The sequence below is a fragment of the Bradyrhizobium sp. USDA 4354 genome (assembly GCF_054060315.1).
Genome location: NZ_JBSSDC010000001.1, coordinates 4,535,809 through 4,553,243, shown reverse-complemented (window position 1 = coordinate 4,553,243; position 17,435 = coordinate 4,535,809). Strand labels below are relative to the sequence as shown.

Annotated in this window: 14 protein-coding genes, 1 tRNA gene and 2 riboswitches; of the genes, 9 read left to right on the top strand and 6 right to left on the bottom strand. The window is 64.7% G+C overall.

Annotation, left to right across the window (positions count from 1 at the left end; genetic code table 11):
- Positions 1-37: 37 nt before the first annotated feature.
- The 3 genes from ACVIIV_RS20785 to ACVIIV_RS20775 form a co-directional block, all read right to left on the bottom strand.
- Positions 38-295, bottom strand: a complete 258-nt coding sequence (locus ACVIIV_RS20785) for a hypothetical protein (RefSeq protein WP_456745828.1) — start codon at positions 293-295, stop codon at positions 38-40.
- A 495-nt stretch (positions 296-790) separates the two neighbouring features.
- Entirely contained in the window at positions 791-1,546 is a 756-nt protein-coding gene (locus tag ACVIIV_RS20780; RefSeq protein WP_456745827.1) for an alpha/beta fold hydrolase, read from the bottom strand.
- A 165-nt stretch (positions 1,547-1,711) separates the two neighbouring features.
- Positions 1,712-2,848, bottom strand: coding sequence for a hypothetical protein (locus tag ACVIIV_RS20775; protein ID WP_456745826.1), 1,137 nt, complete (start codon positions 2,846-2,848; stop codon positions 1,712-1,714).
- Positions 2,849-3,154: 306 nt separating this feature from the next.
- On the opposite strand from ACVIIV_RS20775, the gene ACVIIV_RS20770 reads away from it, so the two are divergent.
- The gene (locus tag ACVIIV_RS20770; protein WP_007602543.1) at positions 3,155-3,400 is read left to right on the top strand and encodes a zinc-finger domain-containing protein; all 246 of its coding nucleotides are present in this window, start codon (positions 3,155-3,157) and stop codon (positions 3,398-3,400) included.
- A 19-nt stretch (positions 3,401-3,419) separates the two neighbouring features.
- Positions 3,420-4,622: an FAD-dependent monooxygenase gene (locus tag ACVIIV_RS20765; protein WP_456745825.1), complete on the top strand. Its 1,203-nt coding sequence runs from the start codon at positions 3,420-3,422 to the stop codon at positions 4,620-4,622.
- A 25-nt stretch (positions 4,623-4,647) separates the two neighbouring features.
- Here ACVIIV_RS20765 and ACVIIV_RS20760 read toward each other — a convergent pair whose 3' ends face one another.
- Complete coding sequence (locus ACVIIV_RS20760; RefSeq protein ID WP_456745824.1) at positions 4,648-5,064, bottom strand: twin-arginine translocation pathway signal; 417 nt, start codon at positions 5,062-5,064, stop codon at positions 4,648-4,650.
- Between the two features lie 168 nt (positions 5,065-5,232).
- Here ACVIIV_RS20760 and ACVIIV_RS20755 point away from each other — a divergent pair.
- Positions 5,233-5,321 (top strand) — tRNA-Leu (locus tag ACVIIV_RS20755).
- A 119-nt stretch (positions 5,322-5,440) separates the two neighbouring features.
- On the opposite strand, the gene ACVIIV_RS20750 is transcribed toward ACVIIV_RS20755, so the two are convergent.
- Positions 5,441-6,751 carry a hypothetical protein gene (locus tag ACVIIV_RS20750; RefSeq protein WP_456748786.1) on the bottom strand — a complete coding sequence of 437 codons (1,311 nt, stop codon included), beginning with the start codon at positions 6,749-6,751 and terminating at the stop codon, positions 5,441-5,443.
- Positions 6,752-7,061: 310 nt separating this feature from the next.
- Between ACVIIV_RS20750 and ACVIIV_RS20745 the strand changes: the two genes are divergently transcribed.
- The gene (locus ACVIIV_RS20745; RefSeq protein WP_456745823.1) at positions 7,062-8,312 is read left to right on the top strand and encodes a multidrug effflux MFS transporter; all 1,251 of its coding nucleotides are present in this window, start codon (positions 7,062-7,064) and stop codon (positions 8,310-8,312) included.
- Between the two features lie 284 nt (positions 8,313-8,596).
- On the opposite strand, the gene ACVIIV_RS20740 is transcribed toward ACVIIV_RS20745, so the two are convergent.
- Positions 8,597-10,204, bottom strand: a complete 1,608-nt coding sequence (locus ACVIIV_RS20740; protein WP_456745822.1) for an ABC transporter substrate-binding protein — start codon at positions 10,202-10,204, stop codon at positions 8,597-8,599.
- Positions 10,205-10,467: 263 nt separating this feature from the next.
- Between ACVIIV_RS20740 and ACVIIV_RS20735 the strand changes: the two genes are divergently transcribed.
- The 5 genes from ACVIIV_RS20735 (at position 10,468) to ACVIIV_RS20715 (ending at position 17,259) form a co-directional block, all read left to right on the top strand.
- Positions 10,468-11,598: a M20/M25/M40 family metallo-hydrolase gene (locus ACVIIV_RS20735; RefSeq protein WP_456745821.1), complete on the top strand. Its 1,131-nt coding sequence runs from the start codon at positions 10,468-10,470 to the stop codon at positions 11,596-11,598.
- A gap of 247 nt (positions 11,599-11,845) precedes the next feature.
- A riboswitch (glycine riboswitch) is annotated at positions 11,846-11,950 on the top strand.
- Between the two features lie 3 nt (positions 11,951-11,953).
- Positions 11,954-12,059: riboswitch (glycine riboswitch) on the top strand.
- A gap of 65 nt (positions 12,060-12,124) precedes the next feature.
- Positions 12,125-13,426, top strand: a complete 1,302-nt coding sequence (locus ACVIIV_RS20730; RefSeq protein WP_456745820.1) for a D-amino acid dehydrogenase — start codon at positions 12,125-12,127, stop codon at positions 13,424-13,426.
- Positions 13,427-13,604: 178 nt separating this feature from the next.
- Positions 13,605-14,546 (top strand): ABC transporter permease, encoded by a 942-nt coding sequence (locus tag ACVIIV_RS20725; protein ID WP_456745819.1) that lies wholly within the window; start codon positions 13,605-13,607, stop codon positions 14,544-14,546.
- 19 nt (positions 14,547-14,565) lie between these two features.
- Positions 14,566-15,453, top strand: coding sequence for an ABC transporter permease (locus tag ACVIIV_RS20720; RefSeq protein ID WP_456745818.1), 888 nt, complete (start codon positions 14,566-14,568; stop codon positions 15,451-15,453).
- Between the two features lie 156 nt (positions 15,454-15,609).
- Positions 15,610-17,259, top strand: a complete 1,650-nt coding sequence (locus tag ACVIIV_RS20715) for an ABC transporter ATP-binding protein (RefSeq protein WP_456745817.1) — start codon at positions 15,610-15,612, stop codon at positions 17,257-17,259.
- The last annotated feature ends 176 nt before the right edge of the window (positions 17,260-17,435 follow it).

The window sequence follows — 17,435 nt, the reverse complement described above, 5'->3', positions numbered from 1 at the left end:
GGATACTCCTCTGTTGGATAACACCTTTCCTGGTTGATCAGATCATCAGTTCGGTCGTCTGCCGCGGCTGCGCGCCCGCGAGCATGACGACACCGTCGGTCCCGCTGTGGCCGGCCATTGCTTCGATTAGGCAAGAGGTGCAGGCGATGGTAACTTCAACGGCACCGTTCACCTCGGAAGTCCATATCGCGCGCCATGACACGCCAATGCAGCCGGTCACATATGCGCCGATCATCACCACCACGACCAGTCTTGCGAAGACACGTTCATCATGGCTGGTGCCGGAGGATTCCATCCAATAGTTCGCGGAACAGCAATTCCGGGCAAGTACCGTCAATCACGTTGACAAATGGGAGAGAGCGACGGGACCCATCTGCCTGGGCCGAAAAATCCCTGCGCTTATCAGCAGAGTTAATTCGCCTTTTGGCCCTTTGCCGACGTTCCTACCCGCTTCGAGCTGACGTTTCGTCAGCGCCCTTAGCGGACTCCAGATCTCTGCGCATGAAGGAGTGGACGGTTTCTGATGCAGGGCTATCGCATATGAGTTGGGACGGCGGCCTGCGCGCACGCCTCGTCCTTCGAGACGGCGCTTACGCGCCTCCTCAGGACGAGGCTAATCGGCGTCAATGCCCGTTGAAACTGCTGCCGCGCACTCCATCCTCTGAGGAGCCCGCCCAAAGCGGCGTCTCGAAGGATGGCAACAGGAAAAGCTCTCAAATGCGATAGCCGTGCCTTGTGATGGGACATTGCAGGACAATTAGGCAACCTCATCGCCTCAGCCAACACTGCCTCAGCCGCGGCGTGACAGAAACTCGAGCACGCCGGTCTTGTAGACCTTGTCGCCGACCGCACGCATGTGATCGCGGTTCGGAATATCGAGCACTTCCGAACCGGGGATGATCGCACCGAGCGCGCTGGCACTTCCTGCGACGTCGTCGGCACTGCCGACCGCGATCAACACCGGCACCTCGATGCGCGCAGCCTGCTGCCTCGTCATCAGGTCGCGCGTGCCGCGGAGGCACGCGGCGAGCGCACGGCGGTCGGAGCGGGTCTGATCGGCGAACGCGCGAAAGGTGCGGCCGACGGGATCGGTGACGTCCTCGAGCGCGGGCGCTTCCAGCGCCTTGGCGACGTTCTCGCCGGGTCCGGTGCCCTCGATCAGGCCGCCGATGCCGATGCCGCCGAGGATCGCCGAGCGCAGGCGCTGCGGCTCGTTGAGGGAGAGCCACGCCGCCATCCGCCCGCCCATCGAATAGCCCATGATGTCGGCCTGCGGGATGGCGAGATGATCCATCAGCGCGAGCACGTCGCCGGCCATGGTCGGGATCGAGTACTGTGCGGGCTCGTAGAGCTTTGCGCTTTCGCCGTGGCCGCGATTGTCGAGCGCAATCACGCGGCGGCCGTTCTTGCGCAGCTCCGAAACCCAGGTCGGATAGACCCAGTTCACGTTCTTGCTGGAGGCAAAACCGTGCACCAGGATGATCGGATCGCCCTCGCCTTCGTCGAGATAGGCAATTTCAACGGCGCCGTTGTGAAAGCTCGGCATCATCAGTTCCAGAGGTCTCGAGGGGGAAAGCTTGATCTTAGAGCATGATCCGGAAAAGTGTGCAGCGGTTTTTCCTCGCGGCAAACGCGGACCGCGCTTGCGCGGAGATCATGCGCAAACAATAACCCGGAGTGCGCCGACGATTTACCCCAATTTCGTCGCGCTTTAGGCCTTGAGAGTCGCACTTTCCAGAGCGGCTTCGGCTGCCCTCTGCGCGCGGCGGAGCCGCCGCGCGCGTCGGCGATTGCACCAGGCCTGGGTCAGGCGTTCGGTCGTCGCCTTGATGGAGGAGAGAAGGCCGAACAGCGTCAGTGCCGCACTGAGCAGCCAGAGCGCCAGATCGAACGCGCCGCCGACGAGCAGCAGTGCGCCCCGGCCCAAGAGCTTCATGATCGCGCGGGTCTTGCCGCCCTGCGCTTCCGCAAGCCGCGCCGCGCGCGCGACGTCCTTCGGGCCTTCCGCGATCCGCAACGTATCCATCGCCCCGCGCGTGCCGGTCTTTTCGGCTACGCGCGTGACGTCCTTGCCGAGCCGGACCAGCGCACCGGCCTTCTCGGCCCGGAACGCGGCCTTGATCGCGCTGACGGTCTCGCCCGGGCGGAACACGGACCCCTTGGCGACCGCGTTCCGGAGCATCGGCGTATCCACGACCTCGCGCGCGGAACGGCCGGCCCATGCGGCAAGCCCCTCGCCGAGCCGTCCGACTTTCCGCGCATCCTTCACCAGCGTCAGTCCGGCGCGCACCGGCGCGGCGCCGCCGACGGACACGTAGGTTGCCGCCGTCACCACAAGGCCGGCTGCCGCAAGGGAGAGCACGAGGCGATCGGTATCCTCGCCCATGGCAAGATGCTTGCCCTCGCGCACCACGTCCCTGATGTCGCCAAACACGAAGAGATCGCCCGCCACCGTTCCCGACAGGCTCGCGACGTCGTCGGCATTGCCGGTGACGAGACCGGTGGCGAACCGTTTGGCGAAATGCGAGGTGGAATTCTCGGCCTTGACCGCATCGCTGACGCGGCTCAGGAGATCGTCGGGGAGCGCGATGTTGCGGTCACGCGCCAGCGCAACGAAACTGTCGGCGAGATCGGCATCGCCTGATGCAAGCGCAGCCTCGATGTTGTCCTGAACCAGGCGGTCGTTCTGCCGCAGCAGTGCATCGAGCTTCAGCTCGGAGAGCGCGGCCGGATCATCCTGGGCAACGAGGATCGCGCCTGCCTCGCGGGCGTGCGGTGCTACCTGCGCGAGCAGGAAGCTACACGCGGCAATGCCCGTCAACGCCGTACTGATTCGCAGCCACTTCATGCGGAAAACCTGGACGGTCCCTCGGATCGCTTACGGACGATTCGTCTTTCGTGGGAAATTGCACTCGTTCCCAGACATAGTATGCCAAAATTGCGACACAACGTCCCCGACGAAAGAAGGGCTTCTCTCCGGCCCCAAGATTGTGTCGAATTTGCATGAGCAAATGAGCATGGGGCAATTGCGAACCTTTCGGTTCCGCTGGACTAGCAATCATCTGCACCCGCCTTTATGGTCCGCCGCGCCTTAAAGATGCCGCGTCAGTTGTTGATTGTGTCTGCCGCCATTGCCACTCCAGGATGAACTACGATGTCCGACCATGTCGTCCCGCACTTCCATAACGATGCCGGTGTCCCCGTCATCGAGATCGGCTCGCAAGAGTTCATGTGCGTGGGCGCCAATCCGCCGTTCGATCATCCGCACGTCTTCCTCGACCTCGGCAACGACAACGAGATCATCTGCCCCTATTGCTCGACGCTGTACCGCTTCGCGGCCGACCTGAAGGCGGGCGAAGCCCGCCCGCCGGAATGCGTGCTGAAGGACAAGGTGGCCTGACCGCTTCCTTCGGTCAGGGGTGGCGCTCTCCCGAACGATTGTCATCGCCGGTGCCGGCATAGGTGGCCTGACGGCCGCGCTTGCGCTCGCGGCCCGCGGCTTCCGCATCGTCGTGCTGGAAAAGGCCGAGCGCCTCGAGGAAGTCGGCGCCGGCCTGCAACTCTCCCCCAATGCCAGCCGCGTGCTGGTCGGGCTCGGCCTGACCGAACGCCTCAAGCTGCGCGCCGTCGTCCCCGAGGCGGTCTCGATCATGAGCGCGCGGGCCGGCGGCGAGCTGCTGCGCATGCCGCTCGGCGAAGCCGCTTCCGCGCGGGCCGGCGCCCCCTATTGGGTGGTGCACCGTGCCGACCTGCAATCGGCACTCGCCGGCGCTGTTGCCGATCATCCCGATATCGACCTGAAGTTGGGTGCAACCTTCGAGGACGTCGCGCCCCACGCCAAGGGACTGACGGTGGTCCATCGCAGCGGCACGATCCGCCGCAGCGATCTCGCCAGCGCCCTAATCGGCGCCGACGGCATCTGGTCGACAGTACGTCGGCACCTGTTTCCCGAGGTGCAGCCGCGCTTCTCCGGGCTGATCGCCTGGCGCGGCACGCTCGATGCCACGCAACTGCCGAAGGACTATACCGCGCGCCGGGTGCAGCTCTGGATGGGGCCGAACGCCCACCTGGTCGCCTATCCGATCGCGGGCGGACGCCAGATCAACGTCGTCGCGGTGCTGCCGGGCACATGGAACCGGCCGGGCTGGAGCACGCCCGGCGATCCCCTTGAGGTCATGGAGGCCTTTGCCGCCCCGCGCTGGCCGCCGGCGGCGCGAATGATGCTCGCCACGGTCGACAGCTGGCGGAAATGGGCGCTGTTCGGCGTGCCCGACGGCTGCCCCTGGAGCAAAGGTCCGGTGGCGCTGCTCGGCGATGCCGTGCATGCGATGCTGCCGTTTGCAGCCCAGGGCGCCGGCATGGCGATCGAGGATGCCGCTGTGCTCGCCCGCCATTTGAGCCCTGAGGCCGCCGAGAGCAGCAAAGACATTGCCACCGCGCTGACGCAATACGGCCGCGCACGCCAGGCGCGGGTACGGCGGGTGCAGCGGACCGCGCGGCAGCAGGGCCGCATCTATCACTTCAGTGGGCCGCTCGCGTTTGCACGCGATCTTGCGATCCGTGCGCTCGGCCCGGAGCGCATGTTGGCGCGGCAGGACTGGATCTACGGCTGGCGGCCTTGATGCGAAGCGCCGCCGGCAGGATGCCTCAGCGGGACGCTTTCCCGGATTTTGACGCGGATTTGGCCGCGGGCGATGCCGGAGGCGGCGGCGCCTCAGGCGGCGTCTCCCGACATCTGTTGCGGCGCCAGGCGTCCTCGGCCAATTGCGCCTGCCCGCGCACCGCGACATAGTCGTTGCGATAAGCAAGCTCGGACACGACCGCGCCGCCCGCCCCGGTCTCGGCCTTCTCCATCAGCGCCCGCAGATCGTCGGTGCGCTTGGCCAGCGCCTTGCGCTCACTCTCCAGCTGCTTGCAGTCGTACAATTCGTATTTGGCGGGATCGGCAAAGGCCGGTGCGATCGTCTCGCTCATGCCGGCGCAGCCGGACAGCGCGACGCCAGCCGCGAGCAGCGCGAGGAGCGCGCCGAAGCCGCGCAGCGGAGAGGAAGACGAAGCAGCCATGCCGGATGAATAGCCCCCGTGGATTGAGAATGCCTAAAGCAACAACAGATGTCCGGATTGAGGCTTTGCCTTGTGCGCCCGGCTCGCTTAAGGAAGAACCGTCCCTCCGGCCAAGCAACGCGCCAATTCCAGACGGATGGACTTAAGTATTTGATCTCGTTGGATCAAGCGGGCATGGCGGAATTGGTAGACGCAAGGGACTTAAAATCCCTCGGTGCGAAAGCGCTGTGCCGGTTCGACCCCGGCTGCCCGCACCAAATCGCTTTTCCCAGCGCGGGAAAACGCATTCACTTGGAGTGCGCAGGCGTGACGGCCTCTATCGACGGGCTGCAGAGTTCGTTCTCGCCTTCGCACTGACGTTGGGCCGCCGCATGAATCATCCCTGCTCGAGCCGCTTGGGCTCAGCGCGAAAATCGAGCAGCACGATCCAGAAGCAGATCAGCGCGATGACGAGGAGGATGAAGCTGCCCTCCAATGCTCCCCCCAGGAGCGAGATCAGCGTCGGAAGGGCGAGGCCGAAGGTGAGAATGGCGGCGAGCGCCATGGCCGGAAGATCGACGATGAGGATGGCGGCATAGAGCGCGAGCTCGAAGAAGGCATATTCCTTGAGACGCGGCGAGCTGAGATAGAGCGCGAACATGGCAAGCACCGTGACGCGCATGGCCGTGCGGGGGTGATCCATCAGCCAGCGGTCCAGTCGCATCAGAAGCGATCCGCCTCTTCCCGCGGGCCGGCTGCCGACCGTGCGCAGGACGGACAGGGCGAACGGCACGAGCACGAGCGCGAGCGCTGTGAGCGCATAGGTCGCGAACAGCGCCGGCTTGCCGTCACCGAGCCCGGCATGATCCATGAGGTCATGCGCCAGCAGCAGCAGCGATGGATTTGTCTCCAGGAGATCGACATAGTGCTGGCCGGGGATCTGCCCCGCCATCGCAAGCTGCCAGCTTGCGAACAGATCGGGATACAGCAGCTTCGATATCAGGATCGGCACGACAAAGCTGAAGGTCGCCACCGCGATCAAGGCCAGCTTGCGGCCGCGCGGCAGCGGCAGGAAATACAGCGCCGCCAGCACCGGAAAGAACACCAGCTTGAACGAGGTGACGAGGCCGAACAGCGCAGCGCCGGCGAGGCGCCACGAGAAGCCCTGATCACCAGGCGCTTCCGATCGAAGCGGACGAAGCAAGAGCCTCAGCGCGATCGCGGTCAGCACGCCGCTCAGGATCGCAAAATTCCCCGACGCCTCCACCCATTCGAAACCGACGAACGCACCGAGCGCGCAGAGCACCCGGAGCGCAGCATCGCGCGCGCTCGGGCGCGTTCGGCGAAAGCCGGGCAAGAGCAGCCCGCAGAGCACGGCGAGGACGAGATAGACGCCTCTGTAATGGCCGACCAGGAGGCCGCCGGCGCAGAAGGGACGGAAGACGTCCAGCGTCACCGGCAGATAGGGATACGAGAGCTTGGTGCCCTTAAGGTTCTTGACGAAATAGGGATCGCGCCCTTCGGCATGCGCATCGACCGCCGCGCAATTGACGCGAACGTCCCAGCCATATTTCACGTCGAGCGTGGCGTCGTTGGCGAGATTGCCGAGCACCAGCAGCGCCGTCAGCGCAATCAGAAAGGCAAGCCAGATATTCCGCCGCGCAGCCGTCTCGGCGGCGGGCTCCAACCATCGTGCAGCACCGGACATGTCGGACACGGGCGGATACCTATTTGGCTTGGTTTTCTCTCGGTGCCGAAGCGAACCGTCCGGCCACAATGGACAGGATGAGTTGCGGATTCATATCCCAGGCGTACTGGGCCCGATCTCATGGTGAATCCCTGGTTACGGGCCTGCACCTCCCGACTCGGGAACCGGTTACCCCGCCATCGCCCGCGCCGGGCGGGTCCCTCACCAATTTTTGTCCGCCCCTGCTCCGCCTGCCAGCCATCCCGAAACATGGGTTGTGCAACGCAGCATCGACGCTAGATAAAGTCGCTCGATTTCAGGGGTGAATTTCTTGTCTGACGTCAATGCCGACGATTGGGTGTCCTCGGGACACCGACCGATGGGTTTTCCAGAATTCGTCATCGTGATCGCGTCCATCATGGCGCTCAATCCGCTCGCGATGGACATGATGTTGCCGGCGCTGCCCAACATCGGCACCGCCTTCAAGATTCCTGTCGCGAACCATCTCCAGCTGGTGCTGTCGACCTTCCTGATCGGCTTCGGCGTCGGCCAGTTCGTCATGGGCCCCCTGTCGGACCGCTTCGGCCGCCGGCCGGTGCTGCTCGGCGGCATGGCGGTCTATGCGGTCGCGAGCGTGCTGGCGGTCGCAGCTCCCTCGTTCGAGACGCTGCTGCTGGCGCGTGCGCTCCAGGGGCTCGGCACCTCGGCGACGCGCGTGATCGCGACCTCGATCGTGCGCGACTGCTATGTCGGCCGCCGCATGGCGAGCGTGATGTCGCTTGCCATGATGGTGTTCATCGCCGTGCCCGTGATCGCACCTTCGTTCGGACAGGCGGTGCTGCTGGTGACGGCATGGCGCGGCATCTTCGTGGTGCTGATGCTCTACGGCCTACTCGCGCTCGCATGGTGCGTGCTGCGGCTGCCTGAAACCCTCCCCGAATCCGAGCGCCGGTCGCTGGCGCCCGCCGACGTGCTCTCGGCGTTCCGGCAGACCGTGACCCATCGCCAAACCATCGGCTATGCCACCGCCGCCGGCAGTGTCATCGGCGCGCTGTTCGCCTACGTCTTCTGCGCCCAGCAGGTCTTCACCGGCATCTATCACCTCGGCCATTACTTCCCGCTCGCCTTCGCGGCGATCGCGGCCGGCACCGCGATCGCCGGCTTCCTCAATGCGAGGCTGGTCGGACGGCTCGGCATGCGCGTGATCTCGCACGGGGCGCTGACACTCTACACCGTGGTGGCCGGCGTGATGCTGCTGACCGAAATCCTCGGCGTGCTGCCGCTGTCCTTGTTCATGGTGCTCTCCGCCCTGATGATGTTCTCGTTCGGCATGATGGTCGCCAACTTCACCGCGCTCGCGATGGAGCCGCAGGGCCACATCGCCGGCACCGCCTCCTCGCTCTATGGCTCGATCACGACGCTGATCGGGATCGTGGTCGGCATGGCGATCGGCCAGAGCTTCGACGGCACGCTGCTGCCGTTCTCGGTCGGCTTCTTCCTGTCGACGCTCGCAGCGCTCGCGATCGTGCTGGTGGTGGAGAAAGGGCGGCTGTTCAGGCCGCATCATCGTCCCGTTGGCTAGGAACTTCCCGCTCCTCTCGATGTTGTACTGCAGCAATCGAGAGGATGGCGAAATGGAACAAGAGAGCAGACCGGATCAGCCAGCGTTGGGAACCGATCGACCCACGCCGCAGCAACAGTCGTCCGGAGAGCGATCGGAGACGAGCCTGCCATTCGCCAGCGAAGGACTCGAGCAGGTGCGCGACAGCCACTGCTGACACAGATCGAGCAGCGATCGCTATACAAGAACGGCGCCGCGGGAGACCTGCGGCGCCGTTTGCCTTGCTAGAAGCAGGCGCGCCCCGCCTACTCGTTCTTGTCGATGTTCCAGAACACCGGCGTCGCGGGACCGTCGAGCACGCCGGCCAGCGATTTCCGCCAGCCGCTCGGGATCAGATACTGCCCCAGCGGAATGTAGATCACCTGCTCATAGGCTTGCTTCTGGATGTCAGCGGCGATCTTCTTCTGCTCGTCGATCGAGGACGCGCGGACGAAAGCGTCCTTGAGCTGCTCGATCTTGGCGTCCTCCGCCCAGCCGAACCAGCCCTTCTTGCCCTGGCCGCCGATCGAGAGATTGGCGATCGGGTTGGACACGTCGGCCGCAACCCAGTTGGTGAAGAACATGTTCCAGCCGCCTTCCTTCGGCGGCTTCTGGCTGGCGCGGCGGCTCACGACCGTCTGCCAGTCGGTCGCCTGAAGGTCGACCTTGAAACCCGCCTCGCGGAGCAGCTGTGCCGCAACGATCGGCTGCGCCTTCAGCGTCGTGACATCGCCAGGGGCCATGATCACGATCGGCGTGCCGTCATAACCGGACTCGGCGAGTGCCTTCTTGGCTTCCGCCATGCCGTTCCCCTTGACCAGGGTCTCGGATCCCGCATCTGTCGCGAGCGGCGTGTCGCAAATGAAGAACGCGCCGCAGACCTTCTGGTACTTCGCGTTGCCGACCAGCGCGTCGAGCACGTCCTTCTGGTTCATGGCCAGCAAGGCAGCACGACGCACCTTCACGTTGTCGAACGGCGGATGAAGGAAGTTCATCCGGCCGAGCGTCTGAAAGCCGAACTTATTCAGAACCTGGATCGTGAGCTCCTTGTTCGCTTCCAGCACCGGCAGCATGTCAAACGGCAGATTCTCCATGAAATCGATGTCGCCCGACTGCAGCGCGTTTACCGCGGTCTGCGAGTCCGGCATGGTGATCCACTCGACCCGATCGACCTTCACCACCTTGCCGCCGGAAGTCCAGCTCGCCGGCTCCTTGCGCGGCACGTAGTCGGTGTTCTTGACGTAGACCGCCTTCACGCCGGGCTGGAATTCGCCCTGCACGAACTTGAAGGGACCCGAGCCGATCTGCTCGGGAATCTGCTTGTCCGGCGGCGTCTCTGCAAGGCGCTTCGGCATCATGAAGGCGACGCGCGAGGACGGCTTGCCGATGGAGTCGAGCACGAGGCCGTAGGGCTCCTTCAGCTTCAACGTGATGGTCTTGGCGTCGGTCGCCTCGATGCTGGCGGTGAAGTCCATGAGCTTCTGGCCCATGCCGTCGACCGCAGCCCAGCGCTTCAGCGAAGCGACGCAGTCCTCCGCCGTCACCGGCGCACCGTCATGCCACTTCAGCCCGTCGCGCAGCGTGAAGGTGTAGGTGAGCTTGTCGTCCGAGATCTTCCAGTCCGCCATCTGCGGCTGGACCTTGAAATTCGAATCGGTGGCCACCAGCGTGTCGTAAACCATGTAGCCGTGGTCACGCGTGATGTAGGCCGTGGTGAAGATCGGATCGATGATGCGCAGGTCCGAATGCAGCACCGCGGTGAGGGTCTTGCCGGCCGCAAGCACTGGCGAGGCCAACGCGGTCGAAAGCGCGACGACCGACAGCGCAAGTTTGGAGGCGAACGCGCGAGGCCCCCGGCGCATGAAGTGGAACATAGAAAGTTCTCCTGACGTGAAACTGTTCAAAGGCAGATTATTGGTTGAGCATGAGGTTCGTTCGTTGGGCGAACTAACCTCATGCAATGCCTTCATCTTTCGAGACTTGCAGACAGTGTGAAGCGCGTCAATCCGGTTTCATTGCAAGCCCTTGCGGCGCACGCACGGGCTCCACAAAGATCGGTTTGGCTCTACAACCCCTCCGCCTGTCCTGTCTGCGATGCAATGCCCGTTCCATCTTTCCAAGCTTGAGAGACATTGAGATGAATCCTGCCAATCTTCCCTTTGATTCCGAGGCAATGCTCGAAGGCCTGCGCGGCTGGGTCGAATGCGAGAGCCCAACCTGGGACGTCGATGCCGTGGACCGGATGCTCGATATCGCAGCGCGGGATATGGCGATCATGGGTGCGACGATCGAGCGCATCGCCGGCCGCCAAGGCTTTGGCGGCGTCATCCGCGCGCGCTTTCCCCATCCGAAGCAGGGCGAGCCGGGTATCCTGATCGCCGGGCACATGGATACCGTCCACCCGGTCGGCACGATCGAGAAGCTGAAATGGCGGCGCGAGGGCAACAAGTGCTACGGCCCCGGCATCTACGACATGAAGGGCGGCAACTATCTCTCGCTGGAAGCGATCCGGCAGCTGGCGCGCGCCTCGTTCACGACGCCGCTGCCGATCACCGTGCTGTTCACGCCTGATGAGGAAGTCGGCACGCCCTCGACGCGCGACATCATCGAGGCGGAAGCCGCACGCAACAAATACGTGCTGGTGCCGGAGCCCGGCCGCGCCGACAACGGCGTCACCACCGGACGCTACGCCATCGCGCGGTTCAATCTCGAGGCGACGGGCCGGCCAAGCCACGCCGGCGCGACGCTGTCGGCGGGACGTTCGGCAATCCGCGAAATGGCGCGGCAGATTCTCGCGATCGACGCGATGACGACGGAGGATTGCACCTTCTCGGTCGGCGTCGTCCATGGCGGCCAATGGGTCAATTGCGTTGCAACGACCGCGACAGGCGAAGCGCTCTCCATGGCCAAGCGCCAGGCCGATCTCGACCGCGGCGTCGAGCGGATGCTTGCGCTCTCGGCCACTAACAACGACGTCAGCTTCAAGGTCACGCGCGGCGTGACGCGGCCGGTATGGGAGCCGAACGCGGGCACGATGGCGCTGTACGAAAAGGCGCGCGGCATCGCCAAATCTCTCGGCGCGGAATTACCCCATGCGAGCTCCGGCGGCGGCTCCGATGGCAACTTCACCGGAGCGATGGGGATCCCGACGCTCGACGGCTTGGGCGTGCGCGGCGGCAATGCCCACACGCTGGAGGAGTTCATCGAAATCGACAGCCTGGTCGAGCGTGGGCGCTTGATGGCGGGATTGCTAGCGACGCTGGAGTGACGGCGCAGCCGTCATTCCGGGATGGTCCTGAAGGACCAGACCTCGAGTGCGCAATTGCGCACCGGGGAATCTCGAGGTCCTCAGGTGCGCAAGTGCGCACCAGAGTTCGATGCTTCGCATCGCCCCGGGACGACGGCCCGAAACAACACGCAATTGAATCAACTTCGCACTGCACAATGCGTTGGCAGTCGCGGTCTAAATTTAGCCTTGTCCAAAAATGAGGCGTATCGTACTGCTCGGCCGTCCACGCGACGATGCGGGAGAGATCGCAACGAAGGCTTTCAGCTTTCGTTGCGGCGCCGACGGAGCAACCGCCCCGGAAACTCTCAGGCAAAAGGACTGTATCGTCAGGACGATCTGGAGAGAGGCGGCGCGATTGCAGGCAATCGTGACGTCCACCGAAGGGGATAGTCCGTTGCGAGATCCGCAGCGGATCAAGCTCTCAGGTACCCGTGACAGATGGGGCGCCGCCAACGGCCTTGGCCGGCGGTCAGCCGACTCTAAACGCGGGAGCCCCGAACTAGTCATGACCCATATCGCCATCATCGGCGCCGGCATCACCGGCGTGACGACTGCCTATGCCCTGCTCGAACGCGGCTTTGAGGTGACGGTGCTCGACAAGCACCGCTACGCTGCGATGGAGACGTCCTTCGCCAATGGCGGACAGCTCTCCGCATCGAACGCCGAAGTCTGGAACAGCACCGCGACGATCCTGAAAGGCCTGCGCTGGATGTTCCGGCGCGACGCGCCGCTGCTGATGAATCCGCGGCCGAACTGGCACAAATACTCCTGGATGAGCGAGTTCGTCGCCGACATCGGCAACTACCGGGCCAACACGATCGAGACCACGCGGCTCGCGATCGAAGCGCGCAGACATCTGTTCGACATCGCGGCGCGCGAGGGCATCGACTTCGATCTCGAGCGCCGCGGCATCCTCCACATCTATCGTGACAAGGACGGCTTTGAATCCGGTCTGCGCGTCAACGCGCTGCTGCAGGAAGGTGGCCTCGACCGCCGCCCGGTGACGCCGGAGGAAATCCGCGCGATCGAGCCGACACTGCGCAAGGACTATTATGGCGGCTTCTACACGCCATCGGATGCGACCGGCGATATCCACAAGTTCACCCGCGGCCTGGCGGACGCCTGTAAGCGGCGTGGCGCAACCTTCATCCACGAAGCGAGCATCGATTCGATCGCGCGTGCCGGCAGCGGCTTCGTGCTCGGCTGGGCCGACCTTGCCGCGGACGATGCGGTCGCCCCCGCGCGCGGCATGCTGAAGGCGGACGGTGTCGTGGTCTGCGCCGGCGTTGCTAACCGTCACTTCGCCGCCCTGCTCGACGAGCGCGTCAACGTCTATCCGGTGAAGGGCTACTCGATCACCGTGCAGCTCGACACCGCCGAGAGCCGCAATGCCACCCCGACCGTGAGCCTGCTCGACGAGGCCGCCAAGATCGTCACCAGCCGGCTCGGGGCCGATCGCTTTCGCGTCGCTGGCACCGCCGAGTTCAACGATTTCAATCGCGATATCCGTGCCGACCGCGTGCAGCCGCTGATCGACTGGGTGCGCAGCAACTTCCCCGCCGTCGAAACGTCGCGCGTCGTGCCTTGGGCCGGGCTGCGCCCGATGATGCCGAACATGATGCCGGTGGTGCGCGCAGGGCGGATACCGGGCGTGTTCTTCAACACCGGCCACGGCCATCTCGGCTGGACCCTGTCGGCGGCGACGGCGCAGATGATTGCCCAGACCATCGACGGCTGGCGCGGGCTCAATGCGCCGACGACCACGTCTTCACTTGGGGTTGAGCGTGAACTGCGACATGCATCCTGAGTGGTCGATGCCGGGGACATGCCGGCCTCTTGCGACAGCGCAGCCCTTGGCACACAATTTGCCCCGAGAGGGCGGCGTCTCCGGGCGGCCTTTCCAGTCCAAGTGACAGGCATGATAGACACGACAGAGTTCACGGGCGCCTCGAGGCCCCCCAAGTTCCGCAGCCGGAGATAGGTGCATGCTGGGTTATCTTATTCGCCGCGTTCTGGCCGCGGTGCCCGTGATGGGCGTGGTCGCGCTGTTCGTGTTCCTGCTGCTGCGGCTGACGCCCGGTGATCCCGCCGCGATTCTCGCCGGCGACAACGCGACGCCGGAACGGCTCGAGCGTATCCGCACCTCGCTCGGCCTGAACGAGCCGCTGATCGTGCAGTTCATCACCTGGGTGAACAAGCTGCTGCACGGCGACCTCGGGACCTCGCTGATCTCCAACCTGCCGGTGATGAAGATGATCGGCCAGCGCGTCGAGCCGTCGATCTCGATCGCGCTGTGCACCATCATCCTCGCCGTGATCGTCGCCGTTCCCTTGGGGGTGATCGCGGCCTGGAAGCACGGCACCTGGATCGATCGTTTCGTGATGGGCCTGTCCGTGCTCGGCTTCTCGGTGCCGGTGTTCGTGGTCGGCTATGTCCTGATCCAGATCTTCGCGATCGACCTGCGCTGGGTGCCGGTGCAGGGCTTCCGCAGCATCTTTAACGGTTTCGGGCCGTTCTTCGAGCGCATGATCCTGCCGACCTGCGCATTGTCCTTCATCTACATCGCGTTGATCGCGCGCATGACGCGCGCGGCGATGCTCGACGTGCTCGGCGAAGATTACGTGCGAACGGCGCGTGCGAAGGGCATCAACGAGATTGCGGTGATGATGCGCCATGCGCTGCGCAATGCCGCGGTACCCGTGATCACCGTGATCGGCACCGGCTTTGCACTGCTGATCTCCGGCGTCGTCGTCACCGAGAGCGTGTTCAACATCCCCGGCATCGGCCGCCTCACCGTGGATGCGGTGCTGGCGCGCGACTACCCGGTGATCCAGGCGATGATCCTGCTGACGTCGCTGATCTATGTCGTCGTCAATCTCCTCATCGACGTCGCCTACACCCTGCTCGATCCCCGGATCCGGTACTGAGGCAAGGATAAGAACACAAATGTCGGTCGATACCCTTCCCCAGTCGTCCATTCCGATCACGTCGCCGCTGCGGCCGCGCTTCGGATTCCTCACCTCGACGCCCATCATCGCCACGGCGACGGTCCTGCTCGCGTTGATCGTGCTGGTCTCGATCCTCGCGCCGCTGATCGCGCCGCATGATCCGATCCAGCTCGCGCCGTCGCAGCGGCTCAAGCCCACCTCCGCACAATTCCTGCTCGGCACCGACGCCTACGGCCGCGACCTGTTGTCGCGCGTGATCTATGGCGGCCGCATCTCGCTTCTGATCGGCATCGGCTCGGCGATCCTGTCGATCGCCATCGGGCTCGCGATCGGCCTCGTCTCCGGCTTCTTCAAGCTGGTCGATTCCGTCCTGATGCGCGTCATGGACGGCCTGATGGCGATGCCGAGCATCCTGCTCGCGATCGCCGTCGTGTCGCTGTCCGGCGCCAGCCTCTGGACCGTGCTGATCGCGATCACCATTCCGGAGATCCCGCGCGTGGCGCGCCTGGTCCGCTCCGTCGTGCTGTCGGCGCGCGAGGAGCCTTACGTCGAAGCCGCGATCTCGGTCGGCTCCAGCTTGCCGAAGATCATGTGGCGGCATCTGATGCCGAACACGATCGCGCCGCTGATCGTCCAGGGCACCTATATCTGCGCCTCCGCGATCCTGACCGAGGCGATCCTCTCCTTCCTCGGCGCCGGCATATCGCCGGAGACGCCGACCTGGGGCAACATCATGGCCGAGGGCCGTCAGTACTTCCAGATCAAGCCGTCGCTGATCTTCTGGCCGGGCCTTTTGCTCTCGATTGCCATCCTCAGCATCAACCTGATCGGCGATGCCGCCCGCGACGCCCTCGATCCGCGCATGAAGCAGCGGGAGGGGAAGTGATTTGTTTCGCCGGCTTATCCCTTTGTTCCGTCATTGCGAGCGAAGCGAAGCAATCCAGTCTGCCTCTGCGGAAAGATTCTGGATTGCTTCGTCGCCAGCGCAAAATTGCTTTGCAATTTTGTCGCGGGCTCCTCGCAATGACGACGGAGTGACCTCATGACCAACACCATCCTCGACATCAACAACCTAGTCGTCTCCGTCGGCAAGAAGCCGGGCGGGCCGAAGATCATCGACGGCATCTCGATCCAGGTGCGCGAGCGCGAGACGCTGTGCCTCGTCGGCGAAAGCGGCTCGGGCAAGTCGGTGACCTCGCTCACCACGATGGGCCTGCTGCCGAAGGGCACGCTGATTCCCACCGGCGGCAGCGTCAAGCTGGTCGGCGAGGAGCTGCTCACCGCGACCGACCGCCGCCTGCGCCAGCTGCGCGCGACGCAAATGGCGATGATCTTCCAGGAGCCGATGACCGCGCTCAATCCGGTGGTCCCGGTCGGCCGGCAGATCGACGAGGTGCTGCGCGCCCATACCGATCTGGACGCGAAAGCGCGCAGGAAGCGCATTCTCGACATGATGGAGCAGGTGCGCCTGCCCCAGGTCGAGCGCATCTTCGCGTCCTATCCGCACCGCCTCTCCGGCGGCCAGCGCCAGCGCATCATGATCGCGATGGCGCTGGTGCTGGAGCCGAAACTGCTCATTGCGGACGAGCCGACCACTGCGCTCGACGTCACCACGCAGAAGCAGATCCTCACGTTGATCCGCGACCTCCAACGCGATCACGGTACCGCCGTGCTGTTCATCACCCACGACATGGGCGTGGTCGCCGAGATTGCCGACCGCGTCGCAGTGATGCGGCAGGGCCGCCTGGTCGAGACCGGTCCGCTCGAGACCGTGCTGCGCAACCCGACCATGGAATACACCCGCAACCTGCTCGCCTCGGTGCCGAGCCTGGTGCCGCGACAACCGCGCGAGGAGAGCCGCGAGCCTGTCGTGCTGGAGGCCAACGAGCTCAGCAAGGTCTACAAGGAGCGCGCGTTCTTCGGCAAAGGCCGCGAGGTCGTCGCCGCCGACAAGGTCACGCTGACGCTACGCAAGGGCCGCACCCTCGGCATCGTCGGCGAAAGCGGCTCGGGCAAGTCGACGGTGGCGCGCTGCATCGTCCGCCTGATCGACCCGACCTCCGGCGGCGTGCGCCTCGCCGGCCGCGAGATCGCCGACATCTCGCGACGCCTGCTGCAGCCGCACCGGCAGAAGATCCAGATCGTGTTCCAGGATCCCTACCGCTCGCTCAACCCGCGCGTGACCGTTGGCGACAGCATCGCGGAAGGCCCGATCAACTATGGCGTCTCGCAGGCCGATGCGATGAAGCGGGCGCGCGAGCTGCTCGAGCTCGTCGGCCTGCCGGCCGACGCGGTGTCGCGCTATCCGCACCAGTTCTCCGGCGGCCAGCGCCAGCGCATCGCCATCGCCCGGGCGCTCGCGCTCGATCCCGACGTCCTGGTCGCGGACGAAGCAGTCTCTGCGCTCGACGTCTCGGTGCAGGCCCAGGTGCTGGAACTGCTCGACGAGATCCAGAAGCGGCTCGGCATCGCCATCCTGTTCATCACCCACGACTTACGCGTCGCCGCGCAAATCTGCGACGAGGTCGTGGTGATGCAGCACGGCCGCGTCGTCGAACAAGGCCCTGCCGGGGAAGTGCTGACGCATCCGAAGGAGGCCTACACCAAGGCGCTGCTGGATGCGGCGCCCGGACGCAACTGGGATTTTGCGAACTTCCGCCCGGTGGCAGAGGGCGTGGCGGCGAGCGCGTAGTCTCTCCCCCTCGTCATTGCGAGCGTAGCGAAGCAATCCAGAATCCCTCCATGGAAAGACTCTGGATTGCTTCGCTACGCTCGCAATGACGGTGTGCGCGGCACACATTCCCAAAACGTCTTGACCCTATGCATAGCGCGATGGCCTCTCACCTTGCTCTCTCCTCAGAGCCAAGG